We start from the raw sequence: 17,983 nt of genomic DNA on the forward strand, positions 1-17,983 counted from the left end.
GATTTGCTTTGGAAAAACTACTGACTTTTCCAGATAGTTACGGCATGGCGCTTTCGATTCGCGCCAAGGCACTGATGTTCCACGATCCGCGTTCCGCGGAATTGCTGGAACAGGTTGAACGCATCGCACCTACTGAAGCCACGACCCTGATCATCGGCGAAACCGGCACCGGCAAGGAACTGATTGCGCGCCATATCCATAAGATGAGCGGCCGCCGTGGCCCTTTCGTGGCAGTCAATTGCGGCGCTTTCAGCGAAACGCTGATCGATGCCGAATTGTTCGGCCACGAAGCCGGCGCTTTCACCGGCGCCACGCAGGCGCGTTCCGGCTGGTTCGAGGCGGCCAACGGCGGCACGCTGTTCCTGGATGAGATCGGGGACCTGTCGATGGGACTGCAGGTGAAGCTGCTGCGCCTTCTGCAGGAGCGCCAGGTGGTGCGCCTTGGCGCGCGCACGCCGATCGCGCTTAACGTGCGGCTGGTCGCTGCTACCAACGTGGACCTGCACAAGGCCGTGGAGGCGGACCGCTTCCGCTCGGACCTATACTATCGCCTCAGCGTGGCTACCGTGCATCTGGCGCCACTGCATGAGCGTCCCGGCGACATCATTCCGCTGGCGCGCCATTTCATCAACGTCTACAGCGACAAGATCAAGATTCAGGACGCGGTGCTGTCGCCCGCCGCGCGCCAGGCGCTGCTTGAATACGACTGGCCGGGCAATATCCGAGAGCTGGAGAACGTCATCCACTTCGCCCTGATCGTCTGCCGCAACGGGGTGATCCAGCCGGATGATTTAAAGCTGTCAGGCGTGTCGCGCCGCCGCTTGAATACGCGCGACGAACCTGCCCCACGGCACCCGACTGCAAATGCGCAGGCGTCGGAGGCGGTATCGGGCGAAGGATTCCGCCAGCGCCTGTCCGCCCTGGTCGGCAGCATGATCGAAGCCGACCAGGCAGATTTGTACGACACGGTCGAAGAGACGGTGGTACGCACCGCCTTCGATCACTGCTACCGCAACCAGGTGCAGACGGCGCGCGTACTGGGCATCAGCCGCAACATCTTGCGCACGCAGCTGAAGCGTTTCGGTCTGATCGGCTTTGAGGCAGGGACCACGTCCTTGCCGGGCGTCGAGCTGCAGCAATGAAGCCGCCGGTGTTGCAGGCTCGCGCGCTGGCTTGCGAGCGGGGCGGCCGACGGCTGTTCGAAGGGCTCGATTTTGCGCTGTCCGAAGGGCAGGCTCTATGGCTATCCGGCGGCAATGGCAGCGGCAAGACCAGTTTACTCCGTTTGCTGGCGGGCCTTGGCTTGCCGGCCGAGGGCGAAGTGCTTTGGCGCGGGCGACCGGTGCGCGAACTGCGCGAAGACTTCCATCGCCAGTTGCTGTACTGCGGCCATGCGGCGGGGATCAAGGACGACCTGGCGGCATGGGAGAACGTCGCTTGCAGCGCCGCGCTGGCAGGCCATCGCATCGGACGCGCCCACGCGGAAGCCGCGCTGGAGCGGGCGGGCCTCGATGGCGTATCTGAACTGCCGGCGCATGCGCTGTCGCAAGGACAGCGCCGCCGTGTCGCATTGGCCCGGCTGTACCTGGAGCCTTTGCCGCCGCTGTTGCTGCTTGACGAGCCGTATACCGCGCTTGATGCGCGCGCCGTGGCGACGCTGGCGGAGCGCATCGGCACCCACCTCGATAGCGGCGGGATGGCCATCTATACGACGCACCAGGCGCATGGCCTGCGCCCGCAATACCGGCAACGGCTGGACCTGGATGCGCTGGCTGGAGTGCCGGCATGATCGCCACGCTGGGATGGACCTTGAAGCGCGACCTGCTGCTGTCATACCGGCGCAGCGCCGATGCACTGGGACCGCTGGCCTTCTTTGTCATCGCCTGCTCGCTGTTTCCGCTGGGCGTCGGACCTGAACCGGCCGCGCTGCGGGCGATGGCGCCTGGCGTGCTGTGGGTGGCCGCGTTGCTGGCGGCCACACTGTCGCTGCCGCGGCTGTTCAGCGCCGACCATGCCGACGGCACGCTGGAACAGATGCTGCTCTCGTGCGAACCGCTGGTGCTGATCGTGGCGGGTAAGGCGGTGGCGCACTGGCTGGTTTCCGGTTTGCCGCTGGTGCTGCTGTCGCCCCTGCTGGCCTTGCAATTTGGGCTCGATGCGCAAGCGCTGCCCGTACTGGCCGCCAGCCTGCTGCTGGGCACCCCCATTCTCAGCCTAGTAGGAGCGGTGGCGGCGGCTTTGTCGTTGGGAACCCGCAGCAGCGGGGTGCTGGTGGCCTTGCTGGCACTGCCGCTTTATACCCCGGTGCTGGTGTTCGGCGCCGGGGCGGTCGATGCGATAGGCACAGGCGATGGGGCGGCGGCGCACTTGTCGCTGCTCGGTGCGGGCCTTGGATTCGCGTTGGCGCTGGCGCCCTGGGCTGCCGCCGCCGCGCTGCGCATAGCGCTGGAATGAACAAGTCATCTTAAGGAGTCATCATGTCTGGGCATCTCACATCTCCCGCCACCAGCCCGCAGGGGGCGCAGCCGGCGTTGGTTGCAATTCGCCTCGCCGCAAGCGTTCTACGGGCCAGCCGGAACTTTCGCTGCGCTGCTGCTGCCGTTGTCGCTGGTGCTGGCGCTGGCGGGCCTGTACATCGGATTCCTGGTGGCGCCTACCGATGCGCAGCAGGGAGACGCTTACCGCATCATCTTCGTGCATGTGCCGGCTGCCTGGCTGTCGATGGTGATCTATGCCGCAATGGCATTCTGGTCGGCCGTCGGCCTGGTGGCCAATACGCGCCTGTCGGCCATGATGGCTGGAGCGCTGGCGCCGAGCGGGGCGTTGTTCACCTTCCTGGCATTATGGACCGGGGCCTTGTGGGGCAAGCCGACCTGGGGTACCTGGTGGGTGTGGGACGCGCGCCTGACGTCGGAACTGCTGCTGCTGTTTCTTTACCTGGGCTTCATCGCCTTGCAAGCAGCGATTGACGATCCGCGCCGCGCCGACCGTGCCGGCGCCGTGCTGGCGCTGGTGGGGACCGTGAACCTGCCCATCATCTACTTCTCGGTCAAGTGGTGGAGCACCCTGCACCAGGGGGCGTCGGTATCGGTCGACTCGGCGCCGACCATCGCCACGCCGATGTTGCTCGGCATGCTGGTGATGACGCTGGCAATGTGGGCCTATGCCGCTGCGGTTGCGCTGTTGCGCCTGCGCTGCGTCATCCTTGAGCGCGAGGGGCAGTCGGCCTGGGTGGCACGCCTGGCACAGGGAGGCCGCGCATGATCTGGCAAAACGTTGATAGCTTCCTCGCAATGGGAGGGTACGGGGCTTATGTCTGGGGCTCGCTCTTGGTAACTGGCGCGGCCCTGTTGTTGGAACTCGTGCTGCTTTCGCGCCGCAAGCGGGCCGCTTTGCTTGCGGCTGCGCAGATTTCGCGTCGGAGACAGGCATGACGCGCCGGCAGAAACGCTTGCTGTTGCTGGCGGTATCGCTGCTGGCGCTGGGCGCCGCCGCCGCGCTGGTGCTGTCGGCGTTCCAGAAGAACATGGTGTTCTTCTACTCGCCGGCGCAGGTGGCGGCAGGGGACGCGCCGCAACACCGCAGCTTCCGTATTGGCGGGATGGTTCAGAAAGGGAGTGTGCGGCGCGAGGCGGATGGCCTGTCCGTGCAGTTCATCGTCACCGACCTGGCGCGCACGATCCCGGTGCGCTACAAAGGCATCCTGCCGGACCTGTTCCGCGAAGGAAAAGGCGTGGTGGCGCAGGGCCGTTTGGCGGGCGGCTTGTTTGTTGCCGATGAAGTGCTGGCAAAGCACGATGAGAACTATATGCCGCCGGAAGCCGCGAAGGCGCTGGCGGATGCACGGGGAGGCGCGCGATGATCGGCGAATTGGGTAACTTTTCCCTGATGCTGGCGCTGGGACTTGCGCTTGTGCTGGGAATCCTGCCGCTGGCCGGTGCCTGGCGCGGGTTGCAGGCGTGGATCGCGCTGGCGCGGCCGGCAGCCTGGGCCCTGGCCTTGTTCGTAACGCTGTCTTTCGGCCTGCTGCTGGCCGGCTTTGCGCAGAACGATTTTTCGATCCGCTATGTGGCAGCCCATTCGAACTCCATGCTGCCTTTGCACTATCGCCTGGCCGGCGCGTGGGGCGGTCACGAAGGTTCGTTGCTGCTCTGGATCCAGGTGCTGGCGTTATGGCTGGCGGCGGTGGCCTACGGCAGCAGGCGCTTGCCGGAAGATTTGGCGGCGCGCGTAATGGCGGTGATGGGGTTGATTACCGTAGGCTTCCTGGCCTTTATCCTGTTCACCTCCAATCCGTTCGAACGGCTGCTGCCGGCAGCGCGCGATGGCAGCGACCTCAATCCCTTGCTCCAGGATGTAGGCATGATCATCCATCCTCCGTTGCTGTATTTGGGCTATGTCGGCTTCTCGGTGGCATTTGCGTTTGCAGTGGCAGCCCTGCTGGGCGGGAGGCTCGATGCGTCCTGGGCCCGCTGGTCGCGGCCCTGGACGCTGGCCGCATGGGCTTTCCTCACGCTCGGCATCTTCATGGGCAGCTTCTGGGCCTACTATGAGCTGGGTTGGGGCGGCTGGTGGTTCTGGGACGCGGTGGAGAATGCCTCATTCATGCCCTGGCTGGCGGGGACAGCGCTGCTGCACTCGCTGGCGGTGACGGAGAAACGCGGCGCCTTCCGCGGCTGGACCGTGTTGCTGGCCATTCTAGTCTTTTCGCTGTCGCTGCTGGGTACCTTCCTGGTGCGCTCAGGCGTGCTGTCCTCGGTGCACGCCTTTGCCAGCGACCCGCAACGCGGACTGTTCATCCTGGGCTTCCTGGCGGTCGTGATTGGCGGCGCGCTGGTGCTGTACACATGGCGCGCACCGGCGTTGGGCGGCGGCGGAACATTCTCGCTGTGGTCGCGCGAAGCGCTGCTGTTGCTGAATAATGTGCTGCTGCTGGCTGCGACGGCGGCTGTCCTGCTGGGAACCCTGTATCCGCTGCTGCTCGATGCACTTGGCGCGGGCAAGATTTCCGTCGGCCCACCGTACTTCGATGCGGTGTTTGCGCCGCTGATGCTGCCGGTGCTGGCGCTGCTGGCGCTTGGGCCCTTTGTAGCGTGGAAGCGCGATACGTGGGCGGCGTTGCCGGTATCCCTGCGTTACGTGGCGCAGGCGGCGTTGTTGGCAGGGCTGGCCGCCGGCGCGGGTTTTGGACTTGGCTTGCTGGCATCCGCCGCACTGGCCCTGGCACTCTGGATCGCACTGGCCAGCGGCCTGCACCTGTGGCGGCGGCTCGGCGAGGGCGGCAACTGGCGGCATCGGCTGCTGCGCCAACCGGCCAGCTATTGGGGCATGCAGGCGGCCCACGTTGGGCTGGCGATATTTGTCGCCGGTGTGGCGCTGGTGAAGTCGGGTGAGAGCCATGTGGATGCCAGCCTGCGTGTCGGGGCCTCGCTCAGCGCCGGAGAGCTGGAATACCGCTTCGTGGCAATTGAGCGCCATGACGGCCCCAATTACGTTGCTGCGCGCGGCACTTTCGAAGTGTGGCAGGGCGCGCGCCGCGTTGCGACCTTGCAGCCGGAGAAGCGCTACTACCCGGTACAACAGTCGCCGATGACGGAGGCGGCCATCGACCGCGGTTGGACGCGCGACCTGTACCTGTCGCTGGGCGAACCGGCTGCCGACGGCGGTTGGCAGGTGCGCATCCAGCACAAGCCTTTCGTGGCATGGATATGGGGCGGCGTCCTGGCCATCGCGCTGGGCGGTTTCGTCGCCGCCTTCGACCGCCAGTACCGCGTGCGCCGCGCTGCGTCGCAAGCAATTCCTCAAATTACCCCGATTCAAGGAGCTTCGGCATGAAACGTTATCTCCCCGTGGCGGCCTTCGCCGCACTATTGCTCTTGCTTGGCGCTGGCCTGAGCCTCAAGCCGGGCGAGCGGCCAACCGCGCTGGAAGGCAAGCCGGCGCCTTCCTTCACCCTGCAACGCATCGGCGCGCCCGGCCAGCCCTTCCAGTCGCGGCAACTGGAAGGCAAGGTCTGGCTGCTGAACGTGTGGGCATCGTGGTGCGGTCCATGCCGCCAGGAACACCCGGTGCTGGTCGACCTGGCGCGGCAAAACGTCGCCCCTATCGTCGGCTTGAACTACACCGACAACTTCGACGACAGCGGCAAGTGGCTGGCCGAACATGGCAATCCTTACCTGGCCGCCGTGTTCGACGGCGATGGCCGGGTTGGCATGGATTGGGGTGTGGTGGGTGTGCCGGAGACATTCGTCATTGACCAGCAGGGGCATATTCGCCTGCGCCACGTTGGGCCGGTGACGCAGCAAGTCCTGCGCGACAAGCTGCTGCCGCTGCTGAAGGAGCTGCAAGGTGCGTGAGCGCATGGCCTGCCTGCTCCTGGCTGTCGCCACGGGAGCTTTTGGCGCAGCTCCGCCAACCGGCGTGGAGCTGGAGGCACGGCTCGACCGGCTGGCGGCGCAGCTGCGCTGCCAGGTCTGCGACAACCAGACGATCGCCGACTCGGATGCGAAGCTTGCGCGCGATATGAAGGCTGTGGTGCGTGAACAACTGGCGGCCGGGCGCAGCGAGGAACAGGTGATCGCCTTCCTTCGCCAGCGTTATGGGGACTACGTGCTGTACAAGCCGCCGCTGCGGCCCGGCACCTGGGCGTTGTGGTTCGGTCCCTTTGTGCTGTTGGGGGCCGGCCTGCTGCTGTTGTGGCGCGCCTTGAACAGGCAGAAGGGAGAGCACGCATGATCTGGTTCTTTGTGGCAGCCGGCTTGATGGCTACTTTTGCTTTCGGCGTCGTGCTGCTGCCGCTGGCCGGCCGGCAGCGCTGGCGTAGCGCACTGCCGGCCGCTGCGTCGGCTCCGCTGGTGGCGGTGGCCTTGTACGCGGCGCTGGGTACGCCGGCAGCGCTGCTGCCCGCGCAACAGGTGCTGGAAACGTCGGCACCGCCGCAGGTCGAAGCGATGGTGTCGCGCCTGGCAGCGCGGCTGAAAGAACAACCGCGCGATGCCGACGGCTGGCGCATGATGGCGCGGTCCTATGAAACGCTGCGCCGCTTCGACCAGGCGGCAGATGCCTACCGCCAGTTGCTGGCGCTGGAAGGCGAAAGCGCGGATTTGCTGGCCGATTACGCTGTGGTGCTGGGCATGGCGCACGGTGAACGCCTGTCCGGTGAGCCGGAAAAGCTGCTGCTGCGCGCGCTGGAGCTCAACCCGCAGCATATGCAGGTTCTGGCCCTGCTGGGAAGCGCCGCGCTAGAACGCAATGATCGCGCCTCCGCGCTCATCGCATGGAAGAAAGTCCTGGCGCTGGCGCCAGCCGGTAGCAACATGGCACGTTCGATCCAGGCCAGCATCGAGCGCGTGGAAGCCGAAGCCGCGCAATAAAAAAGGGGCATGCGCAATGCATGCCCCGAAGGCTGCTGGCTTATCCCCTTACTCAGTTCGCAGCAAAGCAGTACAGCAGGCCGGCGCCGCCGGTCGATACCAGGTTTTGCTGGCCGCAGCCACGGCTCGGGTGCGCCGAGTTCCATGACGTGTTGCCGCCGCCCGTGCGGTCAAAGTGCCCGAGTTGGGCGGAACCGTCTGGCGCGCTGCTTGTGTAGTTTTTGCATGTGCGGTCTGCCGCGTCCGCGAAGGCGCGGCCGTCGGGCGTGGAACCGGTCAGGATGTCGTGCTCGTTCGGCTTGTCGCCTGCGCCTTTGACCGGTTCGTTCTTCTCCGTCAACACGGTGTTGCGGCTCAGGTTATTGCCCAACTGCGCCGCTTCCAGCGAATCACCGTGCAGGTGCGCCACATCGCGCGCAACCAGCACGCCGCGGGCATTGAACCAAGGGCCTTTGCCGATACGGTCGCGCGCATTGACGGCGGGCTTGCCATCCGCTGCCTGTGTGCTCAGGTAGGCATGCCAGGTACGGCTGCCGGCGCCTGCAGCGCTGGCGAGCTTCTGGCAGTGCGCGTCGGCGCCGGCAAGGCCACCGAGGTCGGCGCCCTTGCCCACGCCTTCGCTGGTGACGAAGAAACCGAGCGGTTTGGAGGGATCGGGAGCTTGCTGCTGCGCCAGTGCGTGGCCGGCAAAGGTGGATGCCAGCAGCGCGGCGCCGGCCAACAAGGAAGTTTTCATCGTGGCTTACTCCTTCGCCTTGAAGTCGTCGTGGCAGCTCTTGCAAGTGCGCTGCAGTTTGCCGAACTGCGCCTTGATCGCGTTGACGTCGCCACCGGCGTTCAGCGTCGCCAGTTCCGTTGACTCCTTGGCGAAGCTGGCGTTCAGGTCGGCAAACTTCTTCTGATCCTTGAACAGTTCCGCCTTGGCGCTGGTGTCGTGCCAGCCCTTGCCTTGCTCCGTTCCCGGTGCGAACAGTGCTGCCAGGCCGCCGTTGGCGATGGCGGCGATGCTGTTGGCAGCGCGTTGCACGTCCTCCTTGTTGTAAGTGCCGTCCAGCGAAGCCTTGATGCGGCCGGTGTTCCAGGCCACCACCTGGAACGCGGATTGGCGCCACTTGATCAGGTTTTCCGGTTTCGGCCCTTGCTGGGCATTGGCAGGGGTGGTCGCTGCAAACGTGGCTGCCGCCAGCGCGGCGGCGCCGATGAGGGTTGCTGCTTTCTTCATGGGACTCCTCTGGTTGGTCGTGAATCGGTTATTTGGCGCGGCCGGTGAAGCCCTGGGTCAGCGTGGCGATCCTGTACGCTGCGCCGCGGCCTACCGCGTACAGGGTCTTCTTGCCCGGACCTGCGAAGGCGATGTTCTGCGGCGCCTTCGGCAAGGCGATGACGCCCAGCGCTTCGCCCTTGTTGCTGAAGACCTGGATGCCGGCAGTACTGGCGACGTACACGCGGCCCTCGGCATCGACCGCCAGCCCGTCGGCGCCGCTGGTGGCGCCGGTTTCGGTCTTGCGGAAGCCTTCCAGCTTGGCGAAGTTGCGGCGTGGGCCGACCTTGCCGTCACCCAGGATGTCGTAGGCAAGCACGTACTCGCCAAAGGTGTTGGCGACGTACAGGATCTTTTCATCGGGGCTCAACTGGATGCCGTTCGGGCGCTCGATGTCGGCAGCCAGGCGGGTCAGCGCGCCTTCGTTGGAGATGTGGTAGACCGCGGGCTTGGCCGGCTTCTCGGCTGGCTGCGGCGCTGAAGCGGTGCCAGGAGCCGGCGGGTTCACGCCGGAGTCGGTAAAGTAGACGCCGCCCTTGCGGTCAAGGACGATATCGTTCGGGCGGCCGAACGGTGCGCCTTCATAGCGCGCCGCCAGCACGCGTGCGCTGTGCGCAGGGTAGACGATGCCGACTTGCGGCTCTTTCACTTGCACGGCATACACCTCGCCCTCGGGGTTGATGGCCAGGCCGTTGGAGCCGTTGCTGTTCTCCAGCAAGGTGGAAATGCTGCCGTCAGGCGCGATGCGGGTAATGCGGTTGGCCTGGGTTTCGGTGAATGCGAAATTCCCGTCCGGCAGGGCGATTGGCCCTTCGGTGCCGCTGAATCCGTCCTTGATCAGTTCAATCGGGGTGCCGGCTGCGACCACGCCGTTGATGGCGGCGGTGGATTGCTGGGCGCAGGCGCCGCTGCCGAAAGCTGCCAGCAGCAGGGCCAGTACAGTGGAAAGGGCAAAGCTGTTTTTCATTGTTTTTAGTCCTTGGGTCAGGTGCGCTTGCGCGACAGTTGCTGGACGACTTCCAGCGCCTTTTCGACGTTGGCCGCCGGGGTCAGTCCGCCGACAGCAGCGGCGATGCGGCCGTCGGGCGTAACGATGAAGGTGGTGCGCTCGGTGGTGGCGTGGTCGATGTCGGCGCCGCGCGTGTCTTTCTTGCCGGCTGCCGCGGCGCGGATTGCCAGCTCGTAGGAACGGGCAATGCTGCCGTCTGCATCCGAAGCGACCGGGAACTTGCCGGCGCAGTATTCGGGGTCGGCCGAGAAGTCATTCAGGCGCTTGATGCTGTCGAGTGATACGCCGATCACGCTGGCGCCGGCTGCGGTGAACTTGTCATGGTTGACGGCAAAGGTGTGTGCCTGGACGTTGCAGCCGCCGGTGTAGGCCGACGGATAGAAATAAACGACGACCGGTCCTTTCCTTAAAGCTTCCTTCAGCGAGAACTCGAAGGCCTTTCCCGCTTGCGAGGCCTGCGTGGTGAAGGCAGGTGCCGCGTCGCCTGCGTTCAGCGCGGCGTGCGCGGGAAGCGTACCCAAAGCGGCCAGCGCGGCGGCCGTCATCAGTTTTTTCAGCATGGTTTCTCCATTGGTTTTCTTACATTTCCGATACGTAGTGCGCGAGGGCGTCGATCTCTGCATCTGTCAGCCGGGCGGCCGCTGCGCGCATGGCTGGGTGGTTGCTGCGTTCACCGCTGCGCCAGTTGTGCAATTGCTGCGCCAGGTAGCGCCGTCCCTGGCCGCCGATCACAGGACCGGCGCCGGCCAAGCCTTCGCCGGTGCCGCCGTGGCAAGCCGCGCAAGCCATGAGCTGCCGCGTCGCATCGCCTTGCCGGAACAACTGGGCAATGGCGCTGTACCGGGCCTCTTGCGGGGCGGCCTTTGCCGCCGCCATCGCCGGTTGCGCGGCAAAGTAGGCGGCAATGTCGGCCACGTCCTGGTCGCTGACGCTGGCAGCCATCATGGCCATGAAGTCGCCCTTGCGGCGGCCGGCGCGGAAGTCCTCGACCTGCTTGACGATGTAGGCGTGCTGCTGGCCGTCCAGGCGTGCAAACTTGCCGTCTTCGCCTGCGCTGTGGCCCTGCCCGACACCAGCTTGCCCGTGGCATTCGAGGCAACGCTCCGAATCGGCCTTAGTGCGGCCGGATTCGGCATCGCCCTGCGCCAGGGCGGCAGACAGCAGGCCGGCCAGCAGCGCGGCTTGGAACGTGGCCATCTGCTATTCCTTCTTGTAGAAGGTGTGGCAGGTGCGGCAGGTGCGCGACAAGGTGGTGGCCTTGTCGGTGGCGACTTCGAATTTGCCGGTGGCGACCAGCTGCACGATCTCGGCCGACAGTTCGCGGCTTTGCCGCGCCAGGTCGACCGCGTTGGTCGCATCGCCCTTATGTGTGAAGAAGGTTTCCACTTCCAGGAACATGCGGGCCAGCTCTTTCGCGTCGTCGCCGGCCGCCTGCTTGTTGGCCAGCGCAATATTGGATGACAGGCTTTTGTTGGCGTCCTCAATGTTTTGCATCAAGTCCATGCCCATTTCCGGTTCGGCGCAAACCGCATTCAGGGCGATGGCGACAGACAGCAGGGTCAGTAGGATTGGTACTTTTCGCATGCGTCTCCAGGGTCAGGCCAGCAGTTCCTTGATCACCTTGCCGTACACGACGGTCGGGCGCTCGGAACGTCCGTTGTTCAGGAACGTGGTCTTCAGGTGGTCAAGACCCAGCAACTGCAGCACGGTTGCGTGCAAGTCGTAGGTGTCGACCGCCTGGTCCTTGTTTGCTACCTGCAGGCCGATTTCATCGGTCGCGCCGTGGGTGTAGCCGGCCTTGACGCCGCCGCCCGCCACCCACTGCGTGTAGCCCCAAGGATTATGGTCGCGGCCATTTCCGCTCTGCCCATACGAGGTGCGGCCGAACTCGGAGGTCCACACCACCAGCGTCGACTCCAGCAGGCCGCGCGATTCCAGGTCCGCCAGCAGGCCGGCGATCGGCTTGTCGATCATGCGCGCGTTGATGCTGTGATTCTTTTCCAGGTCGTTGTGGGCGTCCCCAGCTCGTGACTTCGGTCTGGCCATCCGGCGCCCCCGACACCACCTGGATGAAGCGCACGCCGCGCTCCACCAGGCGGCGCGCACGCAGCAGCGTGGTGCCGTAGCTGGACGACGTTTCGTCGTTGATGCCATACAGTTCCTTGGTCGCGTCGCTTTCCTTCGACAGGTCCACCGCGGCCGGCGCGGAGACCTGCATGCGGTCGGCCAGGTCGTAAGAGCGCAGGCGCGCTTTCAGTTCGGTGTCGGACGGATAGCGGTCGGCGTTCTTCTGGTTCAGTTTGCGCAGCAGGTCGAGCGAAGCATGCTGCTGGCCGTCAGTGCGCAGTTCCGGGCGTTCCAGGTAGAAGATCGGCGAAGCACCGGGACGGAAAGCGGTGCCCTGGTACACCGCCGGCAGGAAGCCCGAGTTCCAGTTGACCGAGCCGGCGCTTGGCTCGTTCTTGCCGTTGTATAGCACCACGTAAGGCGGCAGGTCGGGATTGGCGGAACCCAGCGCGTAGCTGACCCACGCGCCCAGCGAAGGGCGGCCCGGGCTCAGGTCGCCGGTGTTGAGCTTCAGGATCGAGATGTCGTGCGTGGCGCCCACGGTGACGCTGGATTTGATGAAGGCGATTTTGTCCGATTGCGTGGCCAGGTTCGGCACCAGGTCGGAGAACCAGTGGCCGCTCTGGCCGTGCTGCTTCCATTCGCGCTTGGAGGCATACAGCTTGCCGACGCCGCCCTGGGTGCTGGTCTTGATTCCTTTCAGGAAGGAGGCCGGCACGTCCTGGCCCGCCAGCTTGATCAGGTCAGGCTTGTAGTCGAACAGGTCGAGCGTGCTGGGAGCGCCGTTCATGTGCAGCCAGATGACGGATTTGACCTTGGCCGGAAAGTGCGGCGCTTTCGAGGCCAGCGGGTCGACCAGGTCGGCGGCCATGGCGCCCTGCAGCAGGCCGCCGCCGGGCAGCAGGCCGGTGACAGCGGCGGCGCCCATGCCAAGGCCGGATTTCAACAGGAAGTCGCGACGAGAATTGAAGCACATATCAGTTTTCCTTTAGGTGGTATCGGGTTCAGAAGCGGTAGATGAAATCGTTCGAGTTGGCGACGGTGTGCACCAGGTCCACCAGCGCTGCGGCGCGCAGTGGATTGATCTTCTGCTTGCCGTCCAGGCCAGTCGGGATGGCCACCTCGAACTTGCCTTCGTCCTTGCCGCTGGTATTGCGGGCCTCAATGATCTTTTGCTGCTTGTCCAGGAAGTCCTTGAGCGTGGCGCGTTCTGCCTTGCTCGGGGTACGGGCAAACAGGATTTCGTACAGGCGGTTCAGCTGCGCCGTTTCATCGTTGCCAGCCTCGCGGATCACGCGGCCTGCCAGCGCCTGCGACCAGCCCAGCACCACGTCGCTGTTGAACAGGGCAAGAGCCTGCAGCGGCGTGGTGGTCACATTGCGCTTATGGTGGGCTTGGGACGGATCGGCAGGATCGAAGTTCTGCGTCAACGGGTAGGGAACGCTACGGCGCACGAAGGTATAGATGCTGCGGCGGTACTGGTCGTGCGGATCCTTGGATTCGGTCCACAGGTTGCCGGCGCTGAAGTTCGACGGCACTTTCGGGAACACGGCAGGGCCGCCCAGCTTGTCTTCCAGGCGTCCGGACGCGGCCAGCAGCGAGTCGCGGACCTGCTCCGCTTCCAGCCGCTTGCGCGGGTACACGCCCAGCAGCTTGTTGTCCGGATCCGCCGCCGCGATGTCGGCGCGCTCGGTGGAGGACTGGCGGTACACCGACGACAGCAGGATCTGGCGGTGCAACTGTTTCACGTTCCAGCCGTTCTTCACGAAGTCGGCGGCCAGGTAGTCCAGCAATTCAGGGTGGGTAGGCTTCTGGCCGGCACGGCCGAAATCCGCCACCGTGGCGACGATGCCGTTGGCGAAGTACTGGCTCCAGACACGGTTGGCAAAGACGCGGGCGGTCAGCGGGTTTTCCGGACTGGCCAGCCAGTTCGCCAGTGCGGTGCGGCGGCCGGACGAAGTTGCGGTAGGATTGATCTGCACCTTCGCGCCATTGGCCCACAGCGCCGGTATGCCCGGTTCCACCGCATCGAGCGGCGCCTCGTGCACGCCGCCGAAACGTACATGGGTAGGCGGCGCATCTGAATGACCAAGTTCCGTGGCGGCAGTCAGGAACAGCGAACCGCGTTCAGGGCGCTGCTTGTCGAACTTGCGCAGGTCGGCGGTCAGCTTCTGGTACTGCTTCCACTTCTCGACGTTCTCCGCGTTGTAATCCGCGCTGTCCTTGTCTTCCGCGGTCAGGCGCAGGTATTGCACCACATCGTTCTCCGTGCTGACAGTCTTCAGGCGGAAGTTGACCCAGCGGTCCAGGGCCGTCCATTGCGCTTCCGGCTTGAAGATCGATTCGCGGCTGTCGGTCAGGTAGCGTTCCTTGTGGTATTTCACGCCCGCTTCACGAACGGTGTCGAGGATGGCCTTCTGCTTGTCGCGGATATCCTTGGTGGCGGCGCGGTAAGCGGCCTGCTTCTTCTCATACTCCAGTTCTTCCTCGCCTTTCTGCGCTGGCACTTTCTCGTCGAAGCTGGTGTTGGCGAAGAAGGCCTGGAGTTGGAAGTATTCCTTCTGGCTTACGCGGTCCGCCTTGTGGTTGTGGCAGCGCGCGCAACCGATGGTGGAAGCGAGGAAGGTTTCGCCGACGGTGTCGGTCATGTCGGTGGCGATCTGGTATTTGCGCTGCACCAGGTCGCGCGAGTTGGAGTTGTCCGGATAGCCGGCCAGGAAGCCGGTGGCGATTTTCGCCTCCTGGCTGTCCGGGAACAGTTCATCGCCCGCGACCTGTTCCTTTATAAAGCGATCGAACGGCTTACCGCTGTTGAAGGCCTTGATCACATAGTCGCGGTAGCGATAGTTGTTGGGGCGGGTGTTATCGTTCTGGAAGCCTGCGCTGTCGGCGTAGCGTGCCAGGTCCAGCCAGCGGCGCGCCTGGCGCTCGCCGAAGTGCGGTGACGAGAGCAGGCGGTCGGCCAGCTTTTCGTAGGCGTCCGGCGACTTGTCCTTGACGAAGGCGTCGACTTCCTCCGGCGTTGGCAGCAGTCCCCAGCTATCGAGAGTGGCACGGCGGATGTAAGTGGCGCGGTCGGCGTCGCTGGAAGGCTTGAGCTTTTTCTGTTCCAGTTTGGCCAGCACGAAGGCGTCGATCGGGGTGCGAACCCATGCTTTCTGCTTGACTGCCGGGACTTCCGGCGCCTGGACGGTAGAGTACTGCCACGCCTTGGCTGGTGCTGCGGCTGGCGCCTTCTCGTCAGCCGCGATCGAGGCTGCGGTGGAAGAAGCCAGAAGGATGGCGAGGGTGGTGGTTCTGAGTTTCATCTGCAGGTGCTCCTGTGGATTGGTTTTATGCCTGAAGCTCTATTAGCAACCGCCATGCCGGGGCGGCCGGTTCATTCAAGTACTTGATTCGCAAGGCCTTTACGGGCCGCCGCCGGCAGCGGGGTGGTGCACCGCATGCAGCGCGGCAGCACCGTTGTTGTCGGATCATCAGCCGCGCATCACAGCGATCCGCTGACCACCAGCCCCGCCCAGCGCGGCACGGCCGGGGTGTAGGAGTTCCAGGTCCTGGTGAGAGGGGAGTCGTTGCCGAAAGCGTTCTTCACCACCACGCTGACGTCAAAAGATCCGCCGCGGGTACCAAGGCCGATTGCCAGGTCGGTGATCGAGGAGGCTCCAATCCAGCCATAGCTGGAAAGCGTGTTGTCGGCGTTGTAGCGCGAATTGAAGGCCGTGTTGAAGCTGGCGTGGAACTCTTTGTTGCTCCACACCGGCTTGCGGAAATCGGCACCGAGATTGAAGGTGAACTTCGAGGCGCCCGGCAAGGCTTCCCCTGTCACGTCGCGGTAAGGCGCGGCGCCGGGGTAGCCGTTTTCCGCCGGTTGCGCGGACTGTTTGAAGTCCTTGTAGCGGGCGTCGGTGTAGGCGCCGGAGAATCGCAGCGTGGTGTACGGGATGCCCGAGTAGGCACCGTCGAACTCGATGCCCTTGGCCTGCACTTTGGGTGCGTTGCCGGTGGCGGTGGTGTAGTACAACTGGCCGTCGCTGTTCAGGTTCGTGGTGTATACGTCGAGAACGCGCACCGCCTGCTGGTAGTCCTTGATGTTCATCAGGAACAGGTTGGCGTTGACCAGCAGCCTGCGGTCCAGTAGCGCGGACTTGAAGCCCGTTTCAAAGCCGCTGGTCTTTTCCTTGCGAACCAGGTTCGAGACACCATTGGTCAACTGCGAAATGCCGGCCTTTTCACCGTATTGCCACGAGGCGTAGGCGGTCAGGTCCTTATTGAATTTGTACGATGGGCTCAGCACGAAGGCCGGCAGGGTGTCCTTGAACGGCGCCGCTTCCGTGGATGGGAAGATCACGCCGATCTGGGATGCGCGGATGGCTTTCGCATCGGCCACCTGCTGTTGCTGGGCGGTGCTCAGCGCGCTGTACGAAGCTGCGTTGAAGTATTTGGCCGCCAGGCTGTTGGCGAGCGCGAGCTGGGCCGGGTTATTGCTCGCCAGGAGCGAGCCGTTGGCCGCAGTGGAAAAGCCGCCGAAGGCCACGCCATTGATTGCCACAGGGTTCAGCTCCGGCGCGTTGCCGTAATTGTTGACCAGGGTGCTGCCGGTGTTGCGGCGGTCTTCGCGCGTGAAGCGCAGGCCGGTGGTGACGGTCAGCGGTTCGGACAGATGCCAGTTTGCCTGCGCAAAGATGGCGGCGCTCTTGTTGCGGATATCCTGCGTGCCAGCCGGGGAGTTGAACGACATCTGCAGGCGGTCCAGCGAGTTTTGCAGCAGGTAGCGCCCGGCCGCATTGGCATCCAGGCGGTTGTATTGCGCGGCATTGGCATACCAGGCGCCGGCGTCGTTGCCCCATTCGCGGCGGTAATCGGCCTGGTTGTTCACCTTCATCAGGAAGATGCCGGCCTGGTAATCGACCAAGCCGCCCGGCTGTGAGCTCAAACGCAGTTCCTGCGTGGCCTGGCGGTAGTCGTTCCAGAAGCCGCCCGAGTTGCGGTGCACGTCGAACGGGGTGCCCTCGTCGTTGGTGGCGTTGAAGTGGTAGTCCTTGTATGCCGTGATGGAGGTGATGTTGAACTTGTCCAGGTACCAGTTCAGTTCTGCGGCGGCGCCGTTGCTGCCAGTGACCAGCGGGCGCTGGTTGTCGTTGTTGACTTGCCCGTTCTTCTCGTTCAGGAAGTTGTCCTGGTAGCTGTAACCGGTTTGCTGGGTGAACCAGCGCCGCGCCAGGCGCGTGGCGGTATCGGTCGACAGCGGGTTGACGGCGCCGTTTGAATACAGCTTCGGCGTCGGCAGGTTGATGGTGCGGCCATTGGTGGTTTCGCCGGCGCGCGGCTGGGCGTCGAGCGCGATGCGGGCGCTGAACGAAGCGTCGGGAGTCAGCAGGAATTGCAGGCGGCCGGAGACGCGGTCCTTGTTGGTGTAGGTGATGTCCCTGTTGTAGGCATTCTTGATATCGCCTTCGCCTTTGCTGACCGACAGGTTGGCGCGGTAGGCCAGCACACCGTCCACGATCGGGCCGCCGGCGGCGAAGCGGCCCTGTACGGTGTCCTGCTGGCCCAGCGTCAGCGACCACGACGCATCCGGGGTGAACGATGGGCGGCGCGTGGTGACGTTGACCACGCCCACGCTGGTGTTCTTGCCCAACAGCGTGCCTTGCGGGCCGCGCGTTACTTCCACCGCATCGACGTCGGTGAAGTCGAAGCTGGAGGACAAGGCGTTGTAGGCGTAGTTGACGCCATCGACGATCAGGCCAACGCTCGGATCCTGCGCCTCGGTCTGGCCTTGCTTGCCGACGCCGCGAATGGCCAGGCTGGCGGTGCGCTGGTTACCCTGGTTCCAAGAGACATTGGCGGCGCGCTGGGTCAGGGACTTGATGTCGGTGGCCTGCAGGCGATCCAGTTCCTTGCCCGTGACGACGGAGACCGACAGCGGCACGTCCTGCAGGCGCTCCAGCCGGTTGCGGCTGCGCACCGTTACCTCGCCCAGCGTCTGTGATTCCTCAGCGGCCGGCGCCGGTTCGACGGCGGCAACAGCTGCTGCAGGTGTGCCGGAGGCGGGCGCCGGCGCCGCGCCCTGGTTTTGCGTTGCGATGATTTGCTTGAGACGTGCGATTTCCGCCTGCAGCTCGGCCACCGTGGGGTCGGCGGCGTACAGCGGGGCGGAGGTCAGCAGGGCAGCGAGGGGGAGGGCGGCGCGGTATTTTTTATGGGTCTTCATGTATGAGGCTTTCGTTCGACAAGGGAATAGCCTCTTTTTTGCAAATGGCGTGCCAAGGTGGA

The 17,983-nt window shown here is 64.7% G+C and carries 19 protein-coding genes and 1 pseudogene; 10 read left to right on the forward strand and 10 right to left on the reverse strand.

Translation table 11 applies throughout. The features are described 5' to 3' along the window. Positions 1 to 44 precede the first annotated feature (44 nt). The 10 genes from ACQ4MM_RS18010 to ACQ4MM_RS18055 all read left to right on the forward strand — a co-directional run bounded on the left by ACQ4MM_RS18010 (position 45) and on the right by ACQ4MM_RS18055 (position 7,373). Entirely contained in the window at positions 45 to 1,142 is a 1,098-nt protein-coding gene (locus tag ACQ4MM_RS18010; RefSeq protein WP_431478621.1) for a sigma-54 interaction domain-containing protein, read from the forward strand. After that, a complete protein-coding gene (gene ccmA / locus ACQ4MM_RS18015) occupies positions 1,139 to 1,789 on the forward strand; it encodes a cytochrome c biogenesis heme-transporting ATPase CcmA (protein WP_431478622.1) in 651 nt (216 codons plus the stop codon). Before ACQ4MM_RS18010 ends, ccmA begins: the two co-directional genes overlap by 4 nt. Continuing rightward, complete coding sequence (gene ccmB, locus ACQ4MM_RS18020; RefSeq protein WP_431478623.1) at positions 1,786 to 2,454, forward strand: heme exporter protein CcmB; 669 nt, start codon at positions 1,786 to 1,788, stop codon at positions 2,452 to 2,454. Before ccmA ends, ccmB begins: the two co-directional genes overlap by 4 nt. Before the next feature lie 81 nt (positions 2,455 to 2,535). Continuing rightward, positions 2,536 to 3,264, forward strand: coding sequence for a heme ABC transporter permease CcmC (gene ccmC / locus ACQ4MM_RS18025; RefSeq protein WP_431478624.1), 729 nt, complete (start codon positions 2,536 to 2,538; stop codon positions 3,262 to 3,264). Then, a complete protein-coding gene (ccmD, locus tag ACQ4MM_RS18030) occupies positions 3,261 to 3,434 on the forward strand; it encodes a heme exporter protein CcmD (RefSeq protein ID WP_431478625.1) in 174 nt (57 codons plus the stop codon). Before ccmC ends, ccmD begins: the two co-directional genes overlap by 4 nt. Beyond that, positions 3,431 to 3,862 (forward strand): cytochrome c maturation protein CcmE, encoded by a 432-nt coding sequence (ccmE, locus tag ACQ4MM_RS18035; RefSeq protein ID WP_431478626.1) that lies wholly within the window; start codon positions 3,431 to 3,433, stop codon positions 3,860 to 3,862. The genes ccmD and ccmE overlap by 4 nt, the downstream gene beginning before the upstream one ends. Beyond that, the gene (locus ACQ4MM_RS18040; RefSeq protein WP_431478627.1) at positions 3,859 to 5,835 is read left to right on the forward strand and encodes a heme lyase CcmF/NrfE family subunit; all 1,977 of its coding nucleotides are present in this window, start codon (positions 3,859 to 3,861) and stop codon (positions 5,833 to 5,835) included. Before ccmE ends, ACQ4MM_RS18040 begins: the two co-directional genes overlap by 4 nt. Then, the gene (locus ACQ4MM_RS18045) at positions 5,832 to 6,356 is read left to right on the forward strand and encodes a DsbE family thiol:disulfide interchange protein (protein WP_431478628.1); all 525 of its coding nucleotides are present in this window, start codon (positions 5,832 to 5,834) and stop codon (positions 6,354 to 6,356) included. The genes ACQ4MM_RS18040 and ACQ4MM_RS18045 overlap by 4 nt, the downstream gene beginning before the upstream one ends. Positions 6,357 to 6,360: 4 nt before the next feature. Beyond that, on the forward strand, positions 6,361 to 6,735 hold the full coding sequence (locus tag ACQ4MM_RS18050) for a cytochrome c-type biogenesis protein (protein ID WP_431478629.1): 375 nt from the start codon (positions 6,361 to 6,363) through the stop codon (positions 6,733 to 6,735). Beyond that, on the forward strand, positions 6,732 to 7,373 hold the full coding sequence (locus ACQ4MM_RS18055; RefSeq protein WP_431478630.1) for a tetratricopeptide repeat protein: 642 nt from the start codon (positions 6,732 to 6,734) through the stop codon (positions 7,371 to 7,373). Before ACQ4MM_RS18050 ends, ACQ4MM_RS18055 begins: the two co-directional genes overlap by 4 nt. A gap of 52 nt (positions 7,374 to 7,425) precedes the next feature. On the opposite strand, the gene ACQ4MM_RS18060 is transcribed toward ACQ4MM_RS18055, so the two are convergent. The 10 genes and pseudogenes from ACQ4MM_RS18060 to ACQ4MM_RS18105 form a co-directional block, all read right to left on the reverse strand. After that, entirely contained in the window at positions 7,426 to 8,109 is a 684-nt protein-coding gene (locus ACQ4MM_RS18060) for a lectin (RefSeq protein WP_431478631.1), read from the reverse strand. Positions 8,110 to 8,115: 6 nt separating this feature from the next. After that, entirely contained in the window at positions 8,116 to 8,595 is a 480-nt protein-coding gene (locus tag ACQ4MM_RS18065; RefSeq protein WP_431478632.1) for a c-type cytochrome, read from the reverse strand. A gap of 28 nt (positions 8,596 to 8,623) precedes the next feature. Further along, positions 8,624 to 9,601 carry an SMP-30/gluconolactonase/LRE family protein gene (locus ACQ4MM_RS18070; protein ID WP_431478633.1) on the reverse strand — a complete coding sequence of 326 codons (978 nt, stop codon included), beginning with the start codon at positions 9,599 to 9,601 and terminating at the stop codon, positions 8,624 to 8,626. Positions 9,602 to 9,618: 17 nt separating this feature from the next. After that, positions 9,619 to 10,203: a peroxiredoxin gene (locus tag ACQ4MM_RS18075; RefSeq protein WP_431478634.1), complete on the reverse strand. Its 585-nt coding sequence runs from the start codon at positions 10,201 to 10,203 to the stop codon at positions 9,619 to 9,621. 19 nt (positions 10,204 to 10,222) lie between these two features. After that, positions 10,223 to 10,840, reverse strand: a complete 618-nt coding sequence (locus tag ACQ4MM_RS18080) for a c-type cytochrome (RefSeq protein WP_431478635.1) — start codon at positions 10,838 to 10,840, stop codon at positions 10,223 to 10,225. Between the two features lie 3 nt (positions 10,841 to 10,843). Next, positions 10,844 to 11,227, reverse strand: coding sequence for a hypothetical protein (locus tag ACQ4MM_RS18085; protein WP_431478636.1), 384 nt, complete (start codon positions 11,225 to 11,227; stop codon positions 10,844 to 10,846). Between the two features lie 12 nt (positions 11,228 to 11,239). Then, the gene (locus ACQ4MM_RS18090; protein ID WP_431478637.1) at positions 11,240 to 11,617 is read right to left on the reverse strand and encodes a DUF1501 domain-containing protein; all 378 of its coding nucleotides are present in this window, start codon (positions 11,615 to 11,617) and stop codon (positions 11,240 to 11,242) included. A 136-nt stretch (positions 11,618 to 11,753) separates the two neighbouring features. Beyond that, positions 11,754 to 12,686 (reverse strand): annotated as a pseudogene (locus ACQ4MM_RS18095) (DUF1501 domain-containing protein); the annotation flags it as partial. 28 nt (positions 12,687 to 12,714) lie between these two features. Beyond that, entirely contained in the window at positions 12,715 to 15,018 is a 2,304-nt protein-coding gene (locus ACQ4MM_RS18100) for a DUF1549 and DUF1553 domain-containing protein (protein WP_431478638.1), read from the reverse strand. Between the two features lie 179 nt (positions 15,019 to 15,197). Beyond that, positions 15,198 to 17,921, reverse strand: a complete 2,724-nt coding sequence (locus ACQ4MM_RS18105; protein ID WP_431478639.1) for a TonB-dependent receptor — start codon at positions 17,919 to 17,921, stop codon at positions 15,198 to 15,200. Positions 17,922 to 17,983: the final 62 nt, after the last annotated feature.

Source organism: Massilia eburnea (genome assembly GCF_050709955.1).
GTDB classification, from domain to species: domain Bacteria; phylum Pseudomonadota; class Gammaproteobacteria; order Burkholderiales; family Burkholderiaceae_D; genus Rugamonas; species Rugamonas eburnea_A.